Origin of the sequence: Bartonella sp. MM73XJBT.G (assembly GCF_028618435.1) — a bacterium.
Lineage (GTDB): Bacteria > Pseudomonadota > Alphaproteobacteria > Rhizobiales > Rhizobiaceae > Bartonella.
Genome location: NZ_JAQISW010000017.1, coordinates 1 through 22,224 on the forward strand (window position 1 = coordinate 1; position 22,224 = coordinate 22,224).

General features: G+C 38.1%; 20 protein-coding genes and 2 pseudogenes. 10 read left to right on the forward strand and 12 right to left on the reverse strand.

The features are described 5' to 3' along the window. Both PVV59_RS08105 and PVV59_RS08110 read right to left on the reverse strand, forming a co-directional pair. Positions 1 to 1,209 (reverse strand): annotated as a pseudogene (locus PVV59_RS08105) (phage terminase large subunit family protein); the annotation flags it as partial. Further along, entirely contained in the window at positions 1,202 to 1,783 is a 582-nt protein-coding gene (locus PVV59_RS08110; RefSeq protein WP_273755630.1) for a hypothetical protein, read from the reverse strand. The pseudogene PVV59_RS08105 and the gene PVV59_RS08110, both read right to left, overlap by 8 nt. 90 nt (positions 1,784 to 1,873) lie before the next feature. Here PVV59_RS08110 and PVV59_RS08115 point away from each other — a divergent pair, with 90 nt between their 5' ends. From PVV59_RS08115 to PVV59_RS08130, 4 genes are all read left to right on the forward strand, one after another. Next, the gene (locus PVV59_RS08115) at positions 1,874 to 2,140 is read left to right on the forward strand and encodes a BrnT family toxin (protein ID WP_144755617.1); all 267 of its coding nucleotides are present in this window, start codon (positions 1,874 to 1,876) and stop codon (positions 2,138 to 2,140) included. Further along, positions 2,118 to 2,423 (forward strand): BrnA antitoxin family protein, encoded by a 306-nt coding sequence (locus tag PVV59_RS08120; RefSeq protein ID WP_273755631.1) that lies wholly within the window; start codon positions 2,118 to 2,120, stop codon positions 2,421 to 2,423. The genes PVV59_RS08115 and PVV59_RS08120 overlap by 23 nt, the downstream gene beginning before the upstream one ends. Positions 2,424 to 2,514: 91 nt before the next feature. Continuing rightward, positions 2,515 to 2,778: a type II toxin-antitoxin system RelB/DinJ family antitoxin gene (locus PVV59_RS08125; RefSeq protein WP_039757918.1), complete on the forward strand. Its 264-nt coding sequence runs from the start codon at positions 2,515 to 2,517 to the stop codon at positions 2,776 to 2,778. Next, positions 2,765 to 3,046, forward strand: a complete 282-nt coding sequence (locus PVV59_RS08130; RefSeq protein ID WP_273755646.1) for a type II toxin-antitoxin system YafQ family toxin — start codon at positions 2,765 to 2,767, stop codon at positions 3,044 to 3,046. The genes PVV59_RS08125 and PVV59_RS08130 overlap by 14 nt, the downstream gene beginning before the upstream one ends. A 45-nt stretch (positions 3,047 to 3,091) precedes the next feature. Here PVV59_RS08130 and PVV59_RS08135 read toward each other — a convergent pair whose 3' ends face one another. The 4 genes from PVV59_RS08135 to PVV59_RS08150 form a co-directional block, all read right to left on the reverse strand. Then, on the reverse strand, positions 3,092 to 3,370 hold the full coding sequence (locus PVV59_RS08135; RefSeq protein WP_273755632.1) for a hypothetical protein: 279 nt from the start codon (positions 3,368 to 3,370) through the stop codon (positions 3,092 to 3,094). Next, the gene (locus tag PVV59_RS08140) at positions 3,367 to 4,095 is read right to left on the reverse strand and encodes a phage regulatory protein/antirepressor Ant (RefSeq protein WP_273755633.1); all 729 of its coding nucleotides are present in this window, start codon (positions 4,093 to 4,095) and stop codon (positions 3,367 to 3,369) included. The genes PVV59_RS08135 and PVV59_RS08140 overlap by 4 nt, the downstream gene beginning before the upstream one ends. Before the next feature lie 590 nt (positions 4,096 to 4,685). Next, entirely contained in the window at positions 4,686 to 5,258 is a 573-nt protein-coding gene (locus PVV59_RS08145; protein ID WP_273755647.1) for a hypothetical protein, read from the reverse strand. A 5-nt stretch (positions 5,259 to 5,263) separates the two neighbouring features. Further along, entirely contained in the window at positions 5,264 to 5,590 is a 327-nt protein-coding gene (locus tag PVV59_RS08150; protein WP_273755648.1) for a hypothetical protein, read from the reverse strand. Between the two features lie 352 nt (positions 5,591 to 5,942). Between PVV59_RS08150 and PVV59_RS08155 the strand changes: the two genes are divergently transcribed. Both PVV59_RS08155 and PVV59_RS08160 read left to right on the forward strand, forming a co-directional pair. Then, entirely contained in the window at positions 5,943 to 6,125 is a 183-nt protein-coding gene (locus tag PVV59_RS08155; RefSeq protein ID WP_273755634.1) for a type II toxin-antitoxin system HicA family toxin, read from the forward strand. 20 nt (positions 6,126 to 6,145) lie between these two features. Then, positions 6,146 to 6,568, forward strand: a complete 423-nt coding sequence (locus tag PVV59_RS08160) for a type II toxin-antitoxin system HicB family antitoxin (protein ID WP_273755635.1) — start codon at positions 6,146 to 6,148, stop codon at positions 6,566 to 6,568. Positions 6,569 to 6,571: 3 nt separating this feature from the next. Here PVV59_RS08160 and PVV59_RS08165 read toward each other — a convergent pair whose 3' ends face one another. The 5 genes and pseudogenes from PVV59_RS08165 to PVV59_RS08185 form a co-directional block, all read right to left on the reverse strand. Next, complete coding sequence (locus PVV59_RS08165; RefSeq protein ID WP_273755636.1) at positions 6,572 to 7,114, reverse strand: hypothetical protein; 543 nt, start codon at positions 7,112 to 7,114, stop codon at positions 6,572 to 6,574. A gap of 12 nt (positions 7,115 to 7,126) precedes the next feature. After that, positions 7,127 to 7,360: pseudogene (locus tag PVV59_RS08170) on the reverse strand (single-stranded DNA-binding protein); the annotation flags it as partial. Between the two features lie 99 nt (positions 7,361 to 7,459). After that, positions 7,460 to 8,665 carry an ATP-grasp domain-containing protein gene (locus PVV59_RS08175; protein WP_273755637.1) on the reverse strand — a complete coding sequence of 402 codons (1,206 nt, stop codon included), beginning with the start codon at positions 8,663 to 8,665 and terminating at the stop codon, positions 7,460 to 7,462. Further along, positions 8,662 to 9,876: a hypothetical protein gene (locus tag PVV59_RS08180; protein WP_273755638.1), complete on the reverse strand. Its 1,215-nt coding sequence runs from the start codon at positions 9,874 to 9,876 to the stop codon at positions 8,662 to 8,664. Before PVV59_RS08180 ends, PVV59_RS08175 begins: the two co-directional genes overlap by 4 nt. 509 nt (positions 9,877 to 10,385) lie before the next feature. Then, entirely contained in the window at positions 10,386 to 11,162 is a 777-nt protein-coding gene (locus PVV59_RS08185) for a trans-aconitate 2-methyltransferase (RefSeq protein WP_273755639.1), read from the reverse strand. Between the two features lie 544 nt (positions 11,163 to 11,706). On the opposite strand from PVV59_RS08185, the gene PVV59_RS08190 reads away from it, so the two are divergent. Then, the gene (locus PVV59_RS08190; protein ID WP_273755640.1) at positions 11,707 to 12,918 is read left to right on the forward strand and encodes an MFS transporter; all 1,212 of its coding nucleotides are present in this window, start codon (positions 11,707 to 11,709) and stop codon (positions 12,916 to 12,918) included. Positions 12,919 to 13,234: 316 nt separating this feature from the next. Here PVV59_RS08190 and PVV59_RS08195 read toward each other — a convergent pair whose 3' ends face one another. Further along, a complete protein-coding gene (locus PVV59_RS08195) occupies positions 13,235 to 13,504 on the reverse strand; it encodes a hypothetical protein (RefSeq protein ID WP_273755641.1) in 270 nt (89 codons plus the stop codon). A gap of 943 nt (positions 13,505 to 14,447) precedes the next feature. Here PVV59_RS08195 and PVV59_RS08200 point away from each other — a divergent pair. The 3 genes from PVV59_RS08200 (at position 14,448) to PVV59_RS08210 (ending at position 22,159) form a co-directional block, all read left to right on the forward strand. Next, entirely contained in the window at positions 14,448 to 14,969 is a 522-nt protein-coding gene (locus PVV59_RS08200) for a helix-turn-helix domain-containing protein (protein WP_273755642.1), read from the forward strand. A gap of 582 nt (positions 14,970 to 15,551) precedes the next feature. Beyond that, positions 15,552 to 21,866 (forward strand): Vomp family autotransporter, encoded by a 6,315-nt coding sequence (locus PVV59_RS08205; protein ID WP_273755643.1) that lies wholly within the window; start codon positions 15,552 to 15,554, stop codon positions 21,864 to 21,866. Continuing rightward, a complete protein-coding gene (locus PVV59_RS08210) occupies positions 21,863 to 22,159 on the forward strand; it encodes a hypothetical protein (RefSeq protein WP_273755644.1) in 297 nt (98 codons plus the stop codon). Before PVV59_RS08205 ends, PVV59_RS08210 begins: the two co-directional genes overlap by 4 nt. The last annotated feature ends 65 nt before the right edge of the window (positions 22,160 to 22,224 follow it).

The window sequence follows — 22,224 nt, forward strand, 5'->3', positions numbered from 1 at the left end:
GATAATCAATATGCCAGCTTTCTTCACTGCGTCCCCATCCCACCACTTCAAGCTCTAACCGGTCATTTTGCACATCAATACCCGCTGTCAACAACACGGCTTGTTCTGGTGCAAGGGGATAATCTTCGCGTTTTGCATAGAGGCTATCAGGATCAACAACTTCGCCTGTTCTGTCTTCCCATGGCTCTCCAAGCACTGTGTTGACAAAAGGCTGTAGAAGGGCTGGATCATCTTTGGCATTTAAAAACTCTCTTGCACATTCCCCCCAAGTAAGCCAAGGGGAATAGAGTGCCGAAATATGATAAGAGCGCAAATTGGGTCTGCTAGACTCACTGGTTGGGACCCAACATGCACCTCTTTCTTCACACATGAGATCTGTTTTTCGGTGCTCAGCATGTTCATGACCACAATGGGCACAGACAAAAACAGCTTTTTCCGGAGCCCCTTTTGGCCATTTGATTTGTGACCAAACAATAGGTTGGAGTACACCACACTTATCACAAGGCACGTTGTAATATCGCTGGTCTCCTAGCACAAAATCCTTGGCAATACGGCTTGTGTCACGGTGTGTGGGCGTGGACAATTTAAAGATCTTTCGTTGAATAAAGGTCGAGGTACGCTTTTCCGCAATCATCACTGGATCCCCTTCGTTATCGACACTGAGAGGGTAACCATCAACCTCATCCAAAATCAGATAACGAATAGGCATAGAGCGCAAACCAGCTGCACTATTGGCTCCTGTAAGCATCAGCGCCCCACCATCAAACTCTTTAGAAAACATGGTATTATACCGCTGTCACGCGCTCGCGCTGGAGCTATACGTTCACTTAAAACTGGACTCGCCATAATCATGGGATCAAGCCGCGTCTTTGAAAGCTTCTTGGCTGTCTCAACGGTTGGCATGACATAAAGGGCAGGTCCTGGACTATAATGAATGGCATAACCGCAGAAATTCAATCCTGCCTCTGACATGCCAACCTGTGCGCCTTTCATGACAATGGTTGTTTCAATCGGTTTGTGAGAGGAAAGATTATCCATGATTTCGCGCAAATAGGGGGTGCGTTTTGTTCTCCAAAGCCCAGGCTCAGCACTTGCTACGGTGCTAAGGTATCTATTCTTATCCGCCCATTGAGAAACCGTGTAAGGTGGGTCCGGTTGTCTTGCATCATTAGCATTGGCAAAAAATTCTTTAACAGCATTCTCATCCATTATTCGTTTCTTGCAAGTTCTCTAACTCTGGAGAATGAGGATCATGAAAAGGCACGGGAATATTAACCGCCTCAAGCAAAGCTGTTCTCATGGTATAATCAATAGCCCCTATCAGGCTTGCGGCATCACATCCAACTTGTGCAGCAATGCTTGCTCCAAAACGATGAGGAAAATTCAGCATGGCATCACGGTGCGCTCTTCCAAACTCACGCGCTGCTCTCTTTACTTCTTCACGGTCAACCGTTGTTTCGCGTAAGCGTTCAAGGGCAATCTTTTCGCTTTCAAGGGCAACTTGCATTCGCTCCAGTTTAATCTTGTATTCATTGGCTCCATCTGTGGAGGCTTGTTTGATCTTTGTCCGCACCTTTCCATCAGGCGCTAAAAGTGAAGCAGGGCGCTTTGTTGGATTCTCATTCCAGATAGCTGTTGCAAGCGCTTCATTGACAGAACCATCTTCAAAAAGAGCTGCATCAAATTTACCTGTCTTTATCCGAGAAACCACCGCATTATGTGAAACATCCATCTTTTTGGCAAACGCACGAAGTGAGAGACCTTTTCGAGATTTCTTAGTCATTGAGCAGTCGCTCCATTTTGAATGATTTATGCGAATTATTGTACACTTTAATTATTGACACAATTTTATTTTTTCGTGTACATAAAATATATGAAGATCGTGTGGGATGAACCAAAAAGAGCTGTAAACATTGTTAAACATAAGCTTGATTTTGCTGATGTTATTTACTTTGATTGGGAGCATGCTCTTATTGATGCAACCCATTCAAACCGCATGAAGGCTATTGGACGTTTTGCTAATGGTACGACAGTTGTTGTTTTTGCGAAGCTTGGCACTGAAGCGATATCCATTATTAGTTTCCGTCAAGCTAATAAAAAAGAAAGAGAGGTTTTCAATGACTATCAACAAAACCTTTGAAAGAGACTGTGGCTATACAAAAGAAGATTATGAAGCTGTAGATTCTCCACCATTGACAGATGAAGAACTTGCACGCTTAAAGCCGGCTAAAGATATTTTACCAGCCTCTTTTTTTAAATATGTAACAGAAGAGCGCCGTAAACGTGGGCGCCCACCCGTTGAATCTCCTAAACAAGCGGTTACTCTCCGTCTTGACCCAAACGTTATTGCCTCTTTTAAAAAACAAGGAAAAGATTGGCGCACACGTATGAGTGAAGTGTTAAAAAAAGCAAGTGGATGTTAAGCCGACCTCTCCATTCTAAAAAGTGCTTTACAGTTGAAATTAAATTCCAATTGTACTACATTGAAATACAATTAAGAGAGGAGAAATCGTTATGGCTACCAGTCGCATGGTTCAAGCACGCGTACCAGAAGAGATTCAAAATGTTGCTAGTCAAGTTATTCAAGCCTCTGGTTTGTCAGTAAGTGATGTCGTGAGAGTTTTGATGACACGTATTGCACAAGATAAAGCTATTCCTTCTTTCTTATTTCAACCCAATGCAGAAACCATAGCGGCTTTTGCCGAACTTGATGAAGGCAATTTAAAAAAGTTTCATTCCGTAGACGAATTATTTGATGATCTCTATGCGGACGATTGAACGTACCACCATTTTCAAACGGGATTTCAAGCGTGAGATGAAAGAACGACATCGGCATCTTTTAGATACTGATTTACGCAAAGTCATTGCAGCATTAGCGAATGATCAACCTTTAGAACTTCGGTATCGTGATCATGCACTGACTGGAAATTGGAGCAATTACCGAGATTGTCATATTCGACCCGATCTAGTGTTGATTTACCGCTTGGTCGATCAAGACAGATTGATTTTGGTGCATCTTGGCTCTCATTCACAACTTGATCTTTAAATCACCTCCCCACCTTTGAAGTGGGGAAGGGGGATTGTATTTACTTTAAGCAACCTTTTTAATGGGGGACTCTAAATTTGGTTCGTAAGCACGCAACAAAGAATCCAAGTGGTGCGGTAACTCTGAAGCTCCAAAATCTGTAAGAACTGCTAGAATCTTAACAATATTGGGAACGTCATTTTGGAGTTTTAAAACTAAAACCTTTTCTACCAGACTCATGATGTCAACCAGAGCTGTACACTCTTTTTCGTTAATATTTTCATCATTAGAAAACTGAAACAATGCTATCCATAAATCGCATAAAAAGTTAGTATCGATCTTCATTGTACACCTCCATGAATTTGTTCTCTCAAACATGCCAATCCTCTTGAGGTGATTTTTGTTGAAGGCAGTACCTTTTCTGTCCCATCCGGTCTTTGAATGGTAATCGCAGGGCAATCCATAAAGCCTTTCTTGATTTTATCTTGATAGGGTAACAGCGGCGCCCCTGGAGCCCGTCGATAGACCCAATCATGTTTCCGCAAATAATCGGTTAAATCCTTTGGTCGTACCTCTAACATCTTTGCTGCTTCAATAAGACCGAACAAACCATCAGAACGCTTTAAGCCATCCAGAGCCTCTGCTTTTAGAGCTAATTCTGCAATCACATGATCTTTCTGCTCAATTTGGTTTTGTAGGTGTGTCAAAAAGCCAATCATAGCTTGAGGACTTGAGTAGTCAATTTGCGGTGTTGCTACTTGTTTTTCCAATTCTTGCCACCGGTCAATGATTTTTGCTCGTAAAGCAGTGCTGTAACCAGATACGAGAATTAAACATTCACGCTTGGGAAGGTTATAACAAGGGCGCGTTTCTCCTTTGCTATCAAGATAATAAACGCTAAAATTAACCACCCCAAATTTGGAGGCGTTAAGTTCTTCAAGCATTTTCTTGATATCACGTATAACATGGTCATGTCTTTTACTGCACAATTCTGCAATTTCACGACTCGACATAGTCTGAGTGGTAGCACTATTAGCAGTGCTTTCTTTAATTTCTATAAGTGTGTTCATAAAGAACTCCTTGGTAATAGAGGTTTCTTAATGACACTCAAAAAGAGTGCCGGGTGCTAAGAAACACGGTACCAAGTCCGTCGTTATGCTTTTCCCAAAAAGGGTATTGTATAGCGTAACCACACCCGACAATATCATTATATGCGTGTAACATACAATGAGTCAAAGCCTTTAATGTGCGGAAAATAAACTATCTCGGTAGTTTGTCCGCTTGGTATTTTCTAAGGTGTTTCTTAGGCACCTGATTCGAAGATACCTATTACTGTAGAATTGTCAAGTAATAAAAATTACTTTTTGCTAAGAAAACGGTGCACATACTGTACAGTGTACATGTTGAAATCATTATTTATCAATAAGTTAAGTGTACAATGTACAGTCGATTTAAAAATTCTGTCGCTAGCGATAGTTCGCGCTCGTCCGCCCCGCAACGAAGCCACCCGCTGGGAAGTACCTTTTGCATTGATTTTATTGATTTTTTTATGGAAATAACAAAGTGCAAGTGATAATTTGTTTTTAAAATTGCAATAAGAATATGTAATGCCTAAACTCATAAGGATATGTAATATAGAGATAAAGCTTGAAAACATGATCTAGCCTCTTTTATTGGCAGCGTATTCTTGACGAGCAAGTTGTCTCTGTATGTTTTTGGTTAGTCTTTCATTGGCATATTGTGCAATAGCATTTGCAATTTCTGGCTTGGACATCACTTTAGCAATTGATGGTCCTTCTTGTTTTGCAATGGGGAATTTATCGCTGTCCACTCTTTGAAAAACATGACCGTTCATTTTTTTTAATTCAACACGCTTTGGAAAATTCCCCCCCTTGATAAAACCATGGGTCAAGATTTCTTTTTTTCCAAACATTGTGTAAGTTACACCGCGTTTTGTCTCTTTTGCCTTAAAAAATTTAAGAGGTATCGGTGTTCCAGAACCAATGATATCTGTCTCGAGAAACTTTGCTGTAGCCTTGTCTTTAATATAAACGCCTTTTTTAACACGCTTTGGTTGGGCTGATGAGAGGTCGGCAACTTGCTTCTCCGTAAAGCGCTCGACTTGCTTTGCTGAAGTATTTATAGCATTCCGTAAAGCCCAATTAAGGCGTGGTGCTTGAAGATTGGTAAAGGTATCTTTTACCTGTTGAAGATACCATTCTTGATGGATGATTAATTTTAATTTTTAAGCTTTTTAGCAGGAGGTGTTGATGATTTGGAAACTTTAGATGTTTCGCTCTGTTGGAGTGAAGCTTCTTCTGCACTTGGTTCAGAGGATACTTGTACCACTTCTTTTTCTATTGGCTTAATTGGTTCAATTGTCTTTTCAGATTTTGTTGTTGTTTTACTTTCCACAAAAGGTTTTGCGGCATTGGCGCGTTTGAGGCGCGCGTAGACTTGATTGGAAACTTCAACAAATGGATTACTTGAAGTTGATGGTTCAAAACGAATAGTGCTTTTGTTATCGCCAAGAACACACATTGGCTTAGTGATGACAGCTTTCATCATTGCTCCTTTTGAGGCAATTAATTAATGACATCATTGGTCATTTAATGGCTTTTGATGTGTGCAAAATAGATAAGCCAATTTTATCAATAAAAACAGTATGTTAAACCATTTTTAAAGCTTAATATTTTATCAAATTTTAGGGGATATTTTTGAATTTTAGACACAATACAACTAGTGCAATTGCCATCATTAAATACGATTTTTCACGTATTGTCAATAGAAGAAATCTATATTTTGTATTTTTTTTATTTTTTGATCAAAACTTAGTATTTTAAAAGCCAATCTTTAATTTTATACAATTAACAACATTTATGTTGTATTGAAACATTTTAGATGTTATATTATTATAATGAATAGTCAAGAATTGAAAAGATATCTTATAAAGCATGGTTGCAGTTTTACTTCAGGGAAAGGTGGACATTTGCTTGTAAAGCGCGGTTCTAAAAAAACGGTTTTGCCAATGCATGGTGCGCGGAAAGAATTAGGAACAGGATTAGTTCAAAAGATTCTTAAAGATCTTGACCTAAAATAAGCCTGAATATGGAGGCGTAAATGAAATATGCAATCAAATTTATCAAAGATGACAATGATACTCTTCTAGTCGTCTCTAAAGACTTTCAGGAATTTATTACCTATGGTAACGATGAAAAAGAGGCTTTGGAACAGGCTAAAAATGCACTTTTAACAGTCATTATGGGGCGTTTTCAAGATCGTGAACCTATTCCCTTTGGACATCGTGATATTGCCTATCCTTTTGTTGAAGTATCTTCATTGGTGACTTTAAAAATTGCAATACATAACGCCATGGTTGAAAAAAACTTACGCAAAGCTGATCTCGTGCGTCTTTTAAAACTTCATCCAATACAAATTGACCGATTGTTGGATTTAAACCACGCAACAAAATTAGATGCTTTAGAATCCACTCTCATTGCTCTTGGAAAAGAGATCACTATCAATGTTCAAAATGCTGCTTAAAATTTAGCGGTTTTGTGTAAAATGTTTATGAAGTGCATTCAGAGCAACACACAGCGAACCGATAAGATGTGGCAGTGATTGATCTTCTATAACAAGATATTGTAATGCAGCATAAAGATTATACTGTCTATAGAGGTGTTGTGCTTCTTTGATAGCCTCTTTCGTCACTTCATAACAATGAGTTGCTCTTTCAATCCACCGTTTTTGTGCCTCCTCATTTGATGAAGGAGTAAAGTTATCATAAATTGCATTAGGCAATCCTTTTGCACATAGGTAATTGTTTTTCACTTCAAGATATTTTTGCGCAGCATCATATTGGTCTTGATTGATTTCGCCTTGCAAATAAAGCCGCCCGATATAGGTGCTGGAAAGTGGATTTTTAGCCTCTTCTATGGTCAAACAGAAGCGTTTGGCACGCATTTCAATTGCCAATTTATCCATGGGTTCATGCGGTGTTTTTGCTCGTGAGATGCGTCCATTTGGTTCTCTGATACATCCTTTAATCCGAGGACGACCACGTTTTGCACGTTTTTTTCTTTTTGTCATATTTTTTTTCAATCAGAATGGTATGCTATCATTATTAATGAGTGCACTATGATCAGCAGCCCCTGAAGCGATAGCATAATTTTGAGAAGTAATAGGTGAAGGGGCAAGGGATGCCGATTGCTCTTTTTTGGCATCAAGTAAATATAATTCGCCTTTGAATTGTGGTAAGACAATCTCTGTTGTGTAGCGGTCATGCCCATTTTTATCTTGCCATTTGCGTGTCTGTAATTTTCCTTCTATTTTTATTTATCTTGTATCCTTAAATAGTTTTTCATAAGCTTGAAGGCATAGCTTTATAAATTCAGCGTTTTTAGGCTTTTTTATTATTTCCAATTGATGTTTTTTCTATAAAAAATTACTGCGAATTATCCTTTCCAGAGTCGATAATTCATCATCATTCTGTCCCCAAATTGCTATAATGGTTGGGCAAGTATTTAAATCGATGGTTAAGGGTAAAGGCTCGTTTTCTTTAAAAAAGAGCATAAAATGAACCACATTTTCCAAAAAGTGAAGTTTTTGCTTCCACAGGTTAACATCTTTTATAATATGACCATCGATCTTGTTGATAAGAAAAATAATACGTCCTTTTTTCTTAAAACGACTTGGTGTTTGCGAAAACACGCCTGCAATAAGGTTAACGGAGCTTTCAAGTAAGCCATCTTCATAACAATGCGCAAACAAAGTGGGTGCAATCCCTCCGTGGAGGCGAGCCCCTACTTCGATCATCACTGGACCACGCGCGGTTTGCATGATTTCCATATGCGCAGGTCCATATTCAATCCCCACTGCGCGAATACACTGTTTTGCATAAGAGATAAGAGCGGCATAAAGAGGATCTTGAGCATCAAGTACATCAAGCGATTCATAAACAAAAGCACTTCCATTATGGATACCCTTTTTATATCGCGATAAAGCGCATATCTTTATAGCTTCTCCCTTTACAATAGCATCTACGATGTATTCCTCTCCCTCCAATCTTTCTTGAAGCAAATAAGCCTCGTTAGGTGTGCCAAAGATATTTTTCTGCGTCCAATCAATCTCAGAGATCCACGCCGCTACTTCCTCACGGTTAGAGAAAAACAAAACACCATCGCTTCCAGCAGAATTGTTTGGCTTTATCACATAGCCGCTGGGGCTTTCAAAATCATCGAGAGTACAATTGTTTTTTGTAAGAATCTTTGATTGAATATAAGATAAACCTTTTTCACAAAGACGATTTTGCATTGCTGCTTTTTTCCGTCGCCAATCGGTGGTCAAGGGGTTATTTCCAGGACAACCATAATAAGCAGCTAATTGTTCTGCACAATAAATACCTCGTTCTGCACCTGCTATAACAGCTTTTATCGTGCCGACAGGAAAGCGTTGCTTTATCTCATCGATACTATGAAGTTTTGCTTCTGCCATACCTTCACCCTGATAAGAAAGCATAAAGCGTGAAAAAGGAATTGATTGAGAGATAACACCGTAACAAGTATAGCCCAATTTTTGCAAAGCAGGGGCATAGAGAGCACCCGTGGAGAAAGGATCGACAATAAGAATGGTTTTGTTCATGTTTGGGCACGCTGTAATGAAAGAAAAAGAACATAGATAAAGATTATCAGCCCGATAAGGGGGAGAAGATAAATGGCTGCTTGGGGGCCCATAAGAGCAGAGCTTGTAAGAAGACCAAGAATAACATAACCCGCCGATTGGGAGAGTGTATAAAGCATGCCACTATAGCTTCCAACAAGCTCTGCTTGAGTTTCTGTTTTTGTTGCTTCAATCATATGTTTGCGGGCGTTAATCCGCATGGTATTCATTGAAAAGCCAATAAAAAAGCAAAAGGCCACAGCCAAATAAGGTGATTGTGTGGTGCTAAAAGTAAGATCAGCCAAACCCAACATAAGGGCTGGGAAGATGAATTCAAAGCGCGGGATCTTGATAAAAGCAGCCAAAAAAGCGCCCACACCCGCAACTGCACTGCACAGTCCATAATATTCAGAGCCAAAATCTTTCACACTCTGAAAAAGAATGGTTGCCAGTGTATTATAAGCGCAAATGTGAAAGCCAATAAGGCCTATGCAGACGCATAAAAGTTTAAGCTCTAGGGAAAGCCTATCTGCTTGCGGTATAAGCGTTGGTTCTTTATCGGTGGCAGGTGGCAAGCCATTTGTAGTGCACTCGGTACTATATTCATCGCGAAAGATGATGTATCCGGCCACAAGGCTTATGATGATGTCAAACACACAAATGGCTGCAATCAAACCATTATAGCCGATTGCAGCAGCTGCTCCTCGTGGGCTGGTGGCTTCTAAGAGATAACCACTCAATGCTGCTCCCAAAAAGGCACCAATTTGCACCACTGTTTGCATAATGCGGGAAGCTTTTTGGGCGCTAATATAACCATTAAGCGCGAGTTTAGTATTATAAGTTTCCAGCGTACTTAAGGTGATCAACGAGAGATAACCAATAGAGATAGAAACAGCAATAAAACCCAAAGGGGAGTCAACATAATGAAAAAGAGCGATCAACAAAAGAAGGCTATAGATGACAATCCGTCTTTTGTATAAATCTCTCAATCGCAGTGAGGCTTTAATATGTACAAGACCACTTTTTTTCAAAAGATAGGGTGTAAGAGTCCCCAAAGCCATGGTTATCCCTAGAAAAATCGATGAGGATGTTATGCGATAAGCATTCCAAAGGTTACTTAAAAAGAGCACCATATCAGAAAAATAGAGCAGAACAACAAGCCCATAAAACCGAAACATTAGCTGTTTGCGCACATCACCCCCTCATGTTGGCGTCTCTTAAAAACACGCAATATCATAATCGGTTAGTACATCTATTACTGGAGATGTCAAGTTGTTTTGATAGGGGCATGATAATAAAGTTGAATGCTGATATTTACTGTAATGGTAGTTTATTTTCAGAAATTTGAGTAGCGGAGGAGGTGGGTATTTTTGCTGTGTTTCTTTTGGAAACCTTACCGATAAAAGGTTAGTTTGCCAGTTGATCAGTACAGCTACGTTTGAGAGTTATCTTTTGTCTTCTCAAGAGTGTCTCTGTTTAATACAAGGGTGTGGGTATTCTTGATCATTACCCTGATAAGCTTGGATTTTGAGCTGGAAACACGCCTTATTACCAGGCAGAAATTATTTTATGGTCTCAGATTGAGGTGTGCTAATACAATTTTAGGTAGCGTTTTATACAATCGATTTGGATGGGATGACTTCGTTTTTTGGGAGCTATTATAATGTGTTAAAAGATAATGAGGAGAATCATAGATGTAAGATTATTTTATATAGATGTAGAGTTCACTTTGATACAAAAGTTCCAAATTTCCCTGCATTTCATATTGTTTTATCAGCGCAGCCAATTGCTGTAAATATTTTTTTCCATGGCTGGCAATAGCGCGTTGCGCTTGCGTTGAAGAGCGACTCATGCCTATAAAAGCTTCGGATGGGATTGTCATTGTCCAATTGTGTGTATGTAAAGCAACCTTTTCTGGATTGACTTCAAGGTCATCACGCATTTCTTGTAAAAAATCAAAATTACGATAATAACGGGAATAGTGAGGGCTCATTTCCTCTAATAATGTTTCATAAGCAGTTAGAAATTGGCTATTTTTAAAATCGCGATTGTTTTGAATAACGGCCATAACGCCTCCAGCGCGAAGTTGGCTTGAGACAGTGCTAAGCAATAGAGGGCGATCCATCCACTGAAACGCTTGTGCCGCAACAACAAGATCAACCTTGCCGATTTGGGGCAAGAGGCTTTCGGCTTTATCGTGATACCACTGCACAAAAGGAAATTTTCTTTTCCCCTGCTTAATCATATCTGCTGAGACATCGATCGCATGATATTGACGTTCATTGCCTAGAAGTTTGACAATTCCCTCTAATGCGATGCCTGTTCCAGCTCCCACATCCACAATGGACAAATGTTTTTTATCTTTAAAAGGAAGCAGCATGATTTTAAATAAGCTGAGGGGATAGCGTGGACGATAGCGATCATAATCATCAGCCAATCCATCAAATTTTTCACTTTGTGATTGAGTGGTCTGTAGCATGTGATGTGGTTCCCCTCACGAATTGCACTGTGTATAAAGAGGCTATCCTTTGTCCATTATGTCAAGTATAAATTCTAAAAGAAAGTTGAATGGAAGCTGCTCAAATTACGCTGAGATTCTATATATTTCTCTAAAAATCTGTCTCACTTCTGGTGCGATTACTCTTTGAATGTCTTTTATGAACATCAAATTTATAACTTGCTTGTGGAGACGACCAGTCCCAAATCCTCTATCGTAAAAATGAGATCACCTATTCGCTTTGTCGTTATTATAAGTTAAAATAATTGATTGAAGCGCTACAGTGTTCTATTCGCGGTACCAATGTAACTCTTAATGAAAATAGAAATAGTTATGAATATTCAATATGTTAAGATTACTCCATATAATATCTAGTGCGTTTTCTTTTCATAAAAAATTAATCACGCACGAACAAAATGAGGAGTTTTGTTTCTTTAAATTTAATGAACTAAAATAAGAGCTAAATATATGTTTTTAAATGTGCTTATACTACATACTGAATGATGTGTGTATGAGGGAATGATTTATGTTCATTGCAAATTTGAAAGAACGTGCTGCTCTATTCGAGCATAGAACTTTCCTCTATTTTACCTTGAGCGGTTTATTTGCTACATTTGGAAATGGGCTCAATTATATTGCATTATCGTGGCTTGCTTACAGTCAAACGAATTCAATTCGTGGTGTAGCGCTTTTGATGTTCTTTCTCTGGATGCCGAGTATTATTTTTGCACCTATTTTGGGCATATGGGCAGATAAATATAACCGTAAAACGCAGATTATTATTTCAAATCTTGCCAGAGGTTTGGTGATTATGGGTTGGGTAATGCTTGGGTATTTTGGCATAGAAATTGATTTAATGATCTTATCTGCTTCGTTAGGTATTTTTATTTCTTTTTATATGCCATCAGCTGTTCCTTTAATCCAAAGTATTGTTCCTAAAAAACAACTCATCAATGCAAATGCAACCATTGATATGGTCTATGAACTTGGCACGATCATCGGTATGGGGTTTAGTGGATTTATACTTGCCTGTGTAGGAACAAAAGGAACTCTTCTAATAGGTGGTATATTCTTTATCATTGCTGGTTTATTTAATTTTGCAATGAGGGTACCTAAAAATCGTAGAGCTAAAAATCAAAGTAAGCAAAATTGGTGGGAAAGTTATACAGCATCCCTTCATTATTTTAAGCAGAATCCATTTCTTTTTATGCCTTATATAAGCCAGATGATTATTACGACGCTTTTAATGACCATCCCTGTTATTCTTGTCCCTTATACACAAGAGGTATTAAGCACGGATAGTGGGACCTTTGCAATATTTGAGGGGCTTTATTCTATGGGTGTATTGACAGGAGCACTTCTTTCACCACTTCTTTGTAAAGTTTTATCCATAAGGAAAACATTGGCATTTTTATTAGCTGTTATGGCTATTGGACTTGCTATTTTGTCTGTTAATACACACATTTTTGTTGTTTTTCCTGTTTACTTTATGATTGGATTTGGACTTTCAAGTTGGGCTCTTTCAATTTCTTTATCGCAACTCTTTTGTGATCCTGAATACCAAGGAAGATTGCAGGCAAGTTTTAATGGTCTCTCTGGATGCTTTATTCTCGGAGTCTATCTCATTATGGCAAACGATAGCAGTAGCATATCACCACAATCGATATATTTTCTTCAAAGCATTGTTGCGCTTGTTGGGATGTTCATTGTGCTATTTTATAAATATAAAAAACACTAAATTGTCTTTAAACTTTAAATATTTAATCAATATATGCCATGTTTATTACGCATTTATTATTGCCTTTCGCATTTGCCTTTAAAGGAGATGGCAAATACTAAGGTTTATACGTTTAATGAAGAAAGCATAAATTTGTATTGTTATAAAATACTCTTTATTTTTTGATGATGATTAAAGGAGTGATGCGTTTCTTTAATTCATCGGACTTTTTGTAAGGAGGTAAAGACGCAAAATTTTAAAGTTTCTTAAAAGTTTTTTTGGTTTAAATACAGCAGAAAATAAAGCATTTTCATCATAATACGGGGAGGATATTACGTTATTTTTGTTTTTCAAAATCCATACGAAAAATTGCATCAATTTCATCCTCATTGGAATCAGTATTTCTGCGACGATTCAAGGTTTGCACAATCTCTTTTTTTAAAAGCGCATCTGTTTCACTTAAACGGTGAATGCTGAGTTCCAATTCAAGAGATAAAGCTAAATCTACACACAATTTAAGCTCTTCTCCAATGTCGAAACCTCGTTGATAATCGTCATAAAGACCAACCAGTGTATCAGATAATTCCTTATCGTATAAAGAGGTCATATTAGATTCCTCCACGTTACGGTTTTCTGTGCAGCTTTGGTCTGTTTAAGGATCACTCCACTATCATCACTCAGAATTGCCATATATACGAACCTCATGGTTTTATCAATTTTCTGCAAAATACGCGCTTTTAAATCAATGCCTATTAAAAACTTTGTCACTCCAAGATTTTGAAGTGCCTAATTGTAAATATAGATGGCAATGCGTTCATTATAGAACTTATAGCATTTAAAATACATTGCAAAAAGGCTTTTAATTTGCGTATAGGAAGAATATTTTGGCAATACACCAAACATCCTGAAATCTCTATTACCAATTACAGCTAAATCAGTGCCATTGATATCTACAATAAGCAAGCATGATTTATAAACGTTCAGCTTCTTGAGAATGCGTGATAATCTCATTTTTTGTAGAAATACAATTATTTTGCCTCTTTTATATTGCGTTTTACACATTGATAAACCTTTTATTCTATAAAAAACTATAAGAAGTGTATTTGCATATTTTTATAATAAGATTTCAATGGTATATTGTACAGCGTGCAGTGAAGAAAACCGTATTAGGTTTTTAATGCTGTGAAACATATAACTACGTTTTTTGAGAGAGCAGTTGATAAGAACTTTGTTTGATGGGTATACAATTGGCCATGGCAGGTGTTGTTTTTTCATGAGAGGATGCCCAAATGTTTTTGACACTGAGGGTCGATATTTGGTAAAATTCTACGCGTTTTGCTTAGGGGTATGAGAGTGGGGGCTTGGCAAAACACTATGGCGGTCGCATTTTTTGTGTGATTGTCATAATTTTCGCTCCTGCTTACACGGATGCTGTAACATCTGTTTTTGTGGGGTTCTGTTATGTAATGCCTACCCAATATAACGGGTAGTAATGATAGGTATATCTACAAATGAGACATTAGTAAATCCCATTTGTAAATATTATTGATATGACTCGACAAATAAATACACCTAAAACCCCCTTAGCAAAACGTCTAACAGAGGTTAGAAAGTTTGTAGGTTTATCTCGTAATATATTTTCAGTCAAAATTGGTATTAGTATTCAAGGGCTTGGCAATTACGAGCGCGGTGATAGAATCCCCGATGCAATTATTTTATCGTCATATGGAGAAAAATTTGGCGTCAATTTAAATTGGCTTGTAACGGGTCATGGCGAGATGTTTTCAGATATGGCAAAGGCGAAAGCGGCTGGTTTAAAACCGCAAGCAATCCCTGCTGGTTTGATGAAAAAGCTTGGATATTTAGCTTATACAACATATCATGATGCAAACATAACACTTTTTCCTGAAGATGTTGCGGAATTAGCAGCAGAGCTTTACGGAAAATTGCAAGAGCTTATTGAAAACTTCAACGACATGGAAGAAGTTGAAGCCACTTTGCCACTTTTAAAATTGCATTTAAAGCGTAAAATTGAAGCTGAAAAGGCACATAAAACGCCCCAAGGCATATGAGTTAACAGCCTTCTAAAATAAAATTCTCTTCTGCTATAAAATCAGTTTAAAAAAATACATTCAATGATAAAAATATCTATAAAAACAATAAGTTATATAAAGTTTTCTTTTTAATTTTTTCAAAATTCTATATTTTTTATGAAAATAATGATCCTCTAGAATAGGTTATCCCATAACAAAGAACGAAGTTTCATAAGAAGTATTTTTGCAAATTTATAAAAAATTATTTTTACACTCTTGCCATTTTGCTACTGCGCTTTATTTGAAAGGTAGAGTTGCTCTTTAAGCAAGCTATTTTTATTATGAGCTAAATCGCGATATGTTTGGATGGAAATGATGTAATATTCTCAAAGTTTGTGTTTTTATTTATTTTTAGCTTGAATCCCTCTAGCTAAAAGGGTTGGGGACTTTTCTAGATTCGATGTTGTTGCAGAGATTTTAGGGTGATGCCGTAGTCAATATTGGTGTCAGAGGGGGAGTTTTGTCTTGATTTATTGGTTTTTGAGGTGCGCGAACTCAAGGGTTTAGCCATGGGTGTTTTGCGCGTTGTAATGATGTTGAGCTCTGTTGGAGGAGATTCTTATGAAAAAAAAATATTCCGCACCAAATTTAATTAAAACTGTCTCGCTCAGCGCGGCAATGGCTACACTCCTATCAAGTGTTTCTCCCGTTTTTGCTGCCAACTTTGCCTTCACAGGAGGAACTAATTTAAGCACAGGTGGTGCGGGCGTTTTATATACACATGGTAGCCATGGGAGTGTTGTTTTATCTGGTGACGATGATTTTTGTGGTGCAGACAACGTCGTTGGTCGTGGCGGTAAACAACAGCAAGTAGTTAGTGATAATCAACGAATAACTGCAGAGGAACAATATAACAGATTTATAGAAGATCGAAAATTCGGCGACCGCAATCCTTATGGTACGACTACTGAAAAGGTTACTTGGGGGGGGAATAGTTGGACAACTCCTAGAGGCGGTTATATGGGTGCACTGACTGGTGGATTTCAGAATGCGATGCCTGAAGCTTATGGTGTTTATTCTTTTGCAACGGGCTGTGGTTCTGCGGCAACAGGAAATTATTCCACAGCGTTTGGTGCAGGAGCAACTGCAAAAACTGGTGGTTCGCAAGCTTTTGGTGTTTCTGCACTTGCGAGTGGTAAAGCAACTGTTGCTATGGGTATCGGATCAGAAGCTTCTGGGGATTCTGCTGTTGCTATTGGTGGACTTGCAAATGCATTGGGTAAAAATAGTGTTGCTATGGGATTAAAAGCAATGGCAAAAGAAAATTTTGCGATTGCTATAGGTTCAGAGGCTGAAGCGCAAGCTTCAGGTTCTATTGCAATAGGTAGCAGGCGCTCTGATAGAACTGAAACGTCTGATCCTAACAGAAAAGCAATAGCGAAGAGTAAAAATGCGATTGCTATAGGTTCGCATACTTATGCTGAGGCGGAGGATTCCGTTGCTATTGGTGTTAATGCGCAAGCGCGTGTTTATGATGGTGTTGCTATCGGTGGTGGTTCTGTCTCCGATAGAGATAAGGGCGTTAAGGGATATGACCCTTACCTTGATGATGATACGACAGAAAGCGGTATTGCATGGATCAGCACAACAGGTGCTTTTAGTGTTGGTGAAGTTGGTGGCACAGGTAATGGTAAATTAACACGACAAATTACAGGTGTGGCCGCTGGGAGTGAAGATACTGATGCAGTTAATGTGGCGCAGTTAAAAGCTATGAGAGACGTCATAGCAGGAGGAGGAGCTTGGAAACTTTCTGCTAACGATACAGATCCTACAGATGTGAATTCAGGCAATATAGTAGATTTTTCAGTGAAAGATACAAAAGCAGGAAAAGATAACTTAACAATTGAAAAACACAATGAAAACAAGAAGCATAAAATTGAATTTGCTTTAAGTGATAATCTTAAATTGATAAGCGTTACGACTGGTCAAAGCTCTATGAGTGATGATGGCTTTACGTTTACTGATGGTGGCCCACGCATGACTATTGATGGTATTGATGCTGGAGATGAAAAGATCACAGGAGTGAAAGCTGGAGAAGATGATACTGATGCAGTGAATTTTAAACAGCTAAAAGAATTTACAACAGGAATTAAAGGGGGGGGCTGGAAGCTTTCTGTTGAAGATGGAGAAGCTACAGATGTTGAGGCAGATAGTACAGTCAATTTTTCTGCTGTTGCGAGTGAGGATGGAAGTAAAAATATCAAAATTGTTAAAGGCGATGGAAATAAAGTCTCTTTTGATTTAGCTGATAATATTAATGTAATGACTGTCACAGCAGGAGACAGCGTTATGGATGCTGCAGGCTTCAGATTTAACGGTGGTGAAGGGCCGAGCATAACTGTTAATGGCATTCATGCTGGTAATAAAACGATTAAAGGAGTCGCAGCAGGGGAAGAAGATACCGATGCTGTAAATTTGAAGCAATTAACAGACGTGAAAGGATTGATATCAAAAGCAGGTGGCTGGAAGCTTTCTGTTGATGGTGAAGATACAACAGATGTTGAACCAGGTAGTACTGTAGATCTTGTTGCGGGTGAAAATGCAGATGGTGACAAAAACATCCAAATTGTCAAAGGTGATGGAAATAAAGTTACATTTTCTTTGAATAATGATCTTAAGTTAACGAGTGTCACGACAGGCGACAGCATTATGAGTGATAGTGGCTTTTCGTTTGCTGATGGTGAAGGACCAAGCATGACTGTATATGGTATTGATGCTGGTGGTGAACACATTACAAATGTAAAGGCTGGAGAAAACGATACGGATGCAGTAAATTATAAACAGTTGAAAGAAATAAAGAACCAGATAGTTGGCGATAGCCTTGTTAAATGGGATGAGGAGAAAAAAATTATTTCCATTGGTATGGAAAAAGGCGGAACAGAACTTGATATTGCAAACGAAGATGGGGATTTTAGGATAATTGCTGGTGTAGCAGCAGGAAAGAATGATGATGATGCTGTAAACTTTGCACAATTGAAAGAGGTAAAGACACTTGCAGAAAATGGCTGGAAGCTTTCTGTTGATGGTAACAATGCTACAGATGTTAAAGCGGGGAGTACAGTAGATCTCATTGCTGGTGCGACTAAGAGTGGCGGTAAAAATATCCAAATTGAAAAAGGCGAAAATAATAAAATTACTTTTTCTTTAAAAGATCATATTGTGCTAAGTAGTGTTATGACTGGCAACAGCATGATGAGTGATGATGGCTTTTCATTTGCTGATGGCGGTCCAAAGATAACAGTGAATGGTATCGATGCAGGCAGTAAAAAGATTACAAAAGTAGCAGCGGGAGAGCAAGACACTGATGCTGTAAATTATAAACAGTTGAAAGAAATAAAGAACCAGATAGTTGGCGATAGTCTTGTAAAATGGGATGAGGATGAAAAAGTTATTTACATTGGTGCTGAAAAGGACGGAACAGAACTTGATATTACAAATAAAGATGGGGGTTTTAGGGTAATTACTGGTGTAGCAGCGGGAGAGTATGACGATGATGCTGTAAACTTTGCACAATTGAAAGAGGTAAAGACACTTGCAACAAAAGGTTGGAAACTTTCTGTTAATGGCGATGATGCTAGAGATGTTACAGCTGGGAGTACAGTAGATCTTATTGCCGTTAAGCATCACGAAGACGGTGAACTCACAAATATCAAAATTGTGAGAGGAGATAACAATGAGATCAAGTTTGATTTAGCAGAACACATTAAAGTTGGCAGTATAGAGGTAGGGGGTAAAACTAGTTTAACTGCTAATGGCTTAGTGATTAAAAATGGTGGTCCAAGAATAACATTTGGCGGTATTCATGCGGCTGATAAGACGATTACAGGAGTGGCAGATGGTGTTTTAGAGAAGGATGCAGTTAATCTTTCACAGTTGAATAAAGTAAAAGATCAGATTAACAATGTAACAGAAAATAGTCTAGTTAAATGGGATGAGGGTGAAAAGCTTATTACCATTGGTGCACAAAAAGGTGGTACGAGAATTGATATCACGGGGACTGATGGAGAGCGAACCATTGCAGGTGTCAAAGATGGTGAAATTTCTGAAAATTCAACAGAAGCGATAAATGGTAGCCAAATTAATAAAATATCTGGAGATATTGCAAAGTTTTTTGGTGGAGATGCGGCATTTGAAAATGGTAAATTTGTAGGGCCAAGATATAATTTATCTACAGTTTCTACAGATGGTAAAATAGTTCAGAAGGAATATACTGATGTTGGTTCCGCGCTGACAGGGCTTGATATAAATATCAAAAATGTCAATAAACATATAGAATATGTAGACAATAAATTTGATAAGAAATTTGATAAATTCTCTCAAGATGCTTTATTGTGGAGTGAAGCAGAAGGGGCGTTTGTTGCACGTCATGGAACAGATGGAGAGAAGACAGACAGTAAGATTAAGTTCCTTGCGGATGGTGATATTTCTGAAGAGTCAACAGATGCAATCAATGGTTCTCAACTTTATACGATGGGTGATAAGATTGCCAATTATTTCGGTGGTGGAGCTAGCTATGAGGATGGAGAGTGGACAGACCCTACTTTCAAGGTTTCTCAACGCGTTGAGAACGGTAATATTGTTGAGAAAAAGTACAATAATGTCGCTGAGGCTTTTGATGGTGTCGATACTTCTATCACGGATATCTATAATCAGATTAATAATGTGACAGAAAATAGTCTTGTTAAATGGGATGAGAGCGAAAAGCTTATTACCATTGGTAAGGAAAAAGGTGGTACAAAAATCAGTATCGAAAACATGAATGGTGAGGATCGTACACTTTCTGGTGTGAAAGATGGAACAATTTCTCGAACATCAACAGAAGCTGTAAATGGTTCTCAGCTCTTTAAGACAAATGAAAATGTCAAAACTGTTACCGATAATATCAAAACAGTTGCTGAAAATACATCGAAATATTTTGGTGGCAGTACAGATGTACTTGAAGGTATAGAGCCAACTTTCCTTATTCAGGGTCAGACATATCGTAATGTTTTTGACGCATTTGGGGGTGTGAATACTTCTATTACAAATATTGATAATAAAATTTCTGATTTGAAAGAAAACAGTCTTGTTAAATGGGATGAAGGGAAGAAACTTATCACCATTGGGAAGGATAAAGCTGGGACTGAGATCAATATTGCAGGATATGGTAAGGTAGCACGTTCCATTTCTGGTGTAAAAGCGGCAGAGAAGGGTGATGAAGCTGTTAACAAAGATCAACTTGATAAAAGCATAAAGGATATTACGGAAAATATTGAGACAGTAACTGCTGCTGCAGTTCTTTATGATAAAAATGACGATAATAGCGTTAATTATGAGAGTGTAACTTTAGGTGGCGAGAAAGGTGCAAAACCAGTTGCTCTCCATAATGTCAAAGATGGTAGCATTTCTGAAAATTCTCACGATGCCATTAATGGTAGTCAGATTAATAAAATATCAGCAGATATTGCAAAGTTTTTTGGTGGTGGTGCAAAATTTGTTAATGGTGCCTTTAAAGGACTAAAATATACTTTATCGGCTATTGTAGATGGTGAGGTAGGGCAGGCTAATTTTTATGACGTTGGTTCAGCTTTAAAAGGTCTTGATAAAAATGTTAAAGATGTGAATCAACGCTTAACGAATGTATCTAATGAGTTTAATCAGAACATTGAAAGTATCTCAAAAGATGCTTTACTGTGGGATGATGAAGAAGAAGCATTTGTTGCACGTCATGAAAAAGATGGCAAGACGACAAACAGCAAGCTTAAATATCTCATGGATGGTGAGATTGCGGATGGTTCAACAGAAGCCATTACGGGTAATCAGCTTTATTTCATGAGCAACCAGCTTGCGAATTATTTCGGCGGTGGTGCTAAATATGAAAATGGCAAATGGACAGCACCTACTTTCAAGATTGTTCAAGTCAATGAGAATGGTGAAACTGTTGAGAAGGAGCACCATAATGTTGCTGATGCTTTTGGTGACGTTAATGAAAATATGTCAAATATTAATAACCGTATTGATGATGTCATCAACAAGGTCGATTCAGATGCTTTAAAGTGGAATGATAAAGAAAAAGCCTATGATGCTGGTCGCGATGGTAAGCCGAATAAAATTATCAATGTCGCTGATGGTAAAGTTGAAAAAGGTTCCAAAGACGCGGTTAATGGTGGACAACTTTGGGAGACCAATGAACGTGTCTCTGGTGTTGAAAAAGATGTTAAGCATCTTAACAACAGAGTTGATAACATTTCCAATACCATTGCTGATATTGGGGACATAGTTACCAATATCGATGTTAAAGTTGATAATATTGATAATAAGGTTAACGATATTGCTGAGGATGCTGTTCGCTATGACAGAGATGAAAACGGCAACAAGACCAATAAAATCACATTAACGGGGGGAGATGCCAGTGAACCTGTTGTGATTGATAATGTCGCTAATGGTAAAATTGAGAAAGGATCAAAAGAAGCTGTAAATGGTGGTCAACTCCATGACTATACCCAAGAACAGATGAAGATTATTCTTGATGAATCCAAGCAATATACGGATCAAAAGATCAATAATATTAGGATTGATGCGATTGATGAAGCTGTTGATAAGTCCAAACACTATACCGATATGAAGTTTGATGTTTTAAACTACAGCATTGAAAGTGTGCGAAAGGAAGCAAGACAAGCAGCAGCTATTGGTTTAGCAGTGTCTAATTTACGCTACAATGATACACCTGGAAAATTAAGCGTTGGATTTGGTACTGGTTTATGGCGCAGTCAATCAGCTTTTGCCTTTGGTGCTGGTTACACCTCAGAGAATGGAAATATTCGGTCTAATGTATCTGTTACGACTTCTGGTGGTCATTGGGGTGTAGGTGCAGGATTCAATATGACATTGAATTGATAATTAACAAACCAAATGAAAAATTCTTTTCACCCTTGTCTTATGAGGCAGGGGTGAATTGTTTTTTACAATCTATAAAAGATATGCATAGAAAGAGTGATAAGGGATATAATGATAACGGACAGGTTTTAAAAACAGAAAAAACTTTTACGCTTTCAGCAATGTTCTCACCTTTTTCAAAAGAAAAGATGAATTTACCTGACTTTTTACAAAACTATAAATTTACGATTCATCTTCGGGTAAAGAAAAACAGATTGAGTTTGACTGGAGAAGTGATAAAAATGATACGCTAAATTAGCCTTCAATAACTTAAATCATCTCTATTCTCGTCATTTATTAGAGCCTGTGATGAGGTTAT

Excerpts from the sequence above, each read along its gene's own strand:
- PVV59_RS08130 (WP_273755646.1), top strand. The coding sequence starts at position 2,765 with ATGCGGACGATTGAACGTACCACCATTTTCAAACGGGATTTCAAGCGT.
- PVV59_RS08175 (WP_273755637.1), bottom strand. The coding sequence starts at position 8,665 with ATGAACAAAACCATTCTTATTGTCGATCCTTTCTCCACGGGTGCTCTC.
- PVV59_RS08125 (WP_039757918.1), top strand. The coding sequence starts at position 2,515 with ATGGCTACCAGTCGCATGGTTCAAGCACGCGTACCAGAAGAGATTCAA.
- PVV59_RS08115 (WP_144755617.1), top strand. The coding sequence starts at position 1,874 with ATGAAGATCGTGTGGGATGAACCAAAAAGAGCTGTAAACATTGTTAAA.
- PVV59_RS08160 (WP_273755635.1), top strand. The coding sequence starts at position 6,146 with ATGAAATATGCAATCAAATTTATCAAAGATGACAATGATACTCTTCTA.
- PVV59_RS08205 (WP_273755643.1), top strand. The coding sequence starts at position 15,552 with ATGAAAAAAAAATATTCCGCACCAAATTTAATTAAAACTGTCTCGCTC.
- PVV59_RS08200 (WP_273755642.1), top strand. The coding sequence starts at position 14,448 with ATGACTCGACAAATAAATACACCTAAAACCCCCTTAGCAAAACGTCTA.
- PVV59_RS08195 (WP_273755641.1), bottom strand. The coding sequence starts at position 13,504 with ATGACCTCTTTATACGATAAGGAATTATCTGATACACTGGTTGGTCTT.
- PVV59_RS08190 (WP_273755640.1), top strand. The coding sequence starts at position 11,707 with ATGTTCATTGCAAATTTGAAAGAACGTGCTGCTCTATTCGAGCATAGA.
- PVV59_RS08185 (WP_273755639.1), bottom strand. The coding sequence starts at position 11,162 with ATGCTACAGACCACTCAATCACAAAGTGAAAAATTTGATGGATTGGCT.
- PVV59_RS08120 (WP_273755631.1), top strand. The coding sequence starts at position 2,118 with ATGACTATCAACAAAACCTTTGAAAGAGACTGTGGCTATACAAAAGAA.
- PVV59_RS08135 (WP_273755632.1), bottom strand. The coding sequence starts at position 3,370 with ATGAAGATCGATACTAACTTTTTATGCGATTTATGGATAGCATTGTTT.
- PVV59_RS08110 (WP_273755630.1), bottom strand. The coding sequence starts at position 1,783 with ATGACTAAGAAATCTCGAAAAGGTCTCTCACTTCGTGCGTTTGCCAAA.
- PVV59_RS08140 (WP_273755633.1), bottom strand. The coding sequence starts at position 4,095 with ATGAACACACTTATAGAAATTAAAGAAAGCACTGCTAATAGTGCTACC.
- PVV59_RS08165 (WP_273755636.1), bottom strand. The coding sequence starts at position 7,114 with ATGACAAAAAGAAAAAAACGTGCAAAACGTGGTCGTCCTCGGATTAAA.
- PVV59_RS08150 (WP_273755648.1), bottom strand. The coding sequence starts at position 5,590 with ATGAAAGCTGTCATCACTAAGCCAATGTGTGTTCTTGGCGATAACAAA.
- PVV59_RS08155 (WP_273755634.1), top strand. The coding sequence starts at position 5,943 with ATGAATAGTCAAGAATTGAAAAGATATCTTATAAAGCATGGTTGCAGT.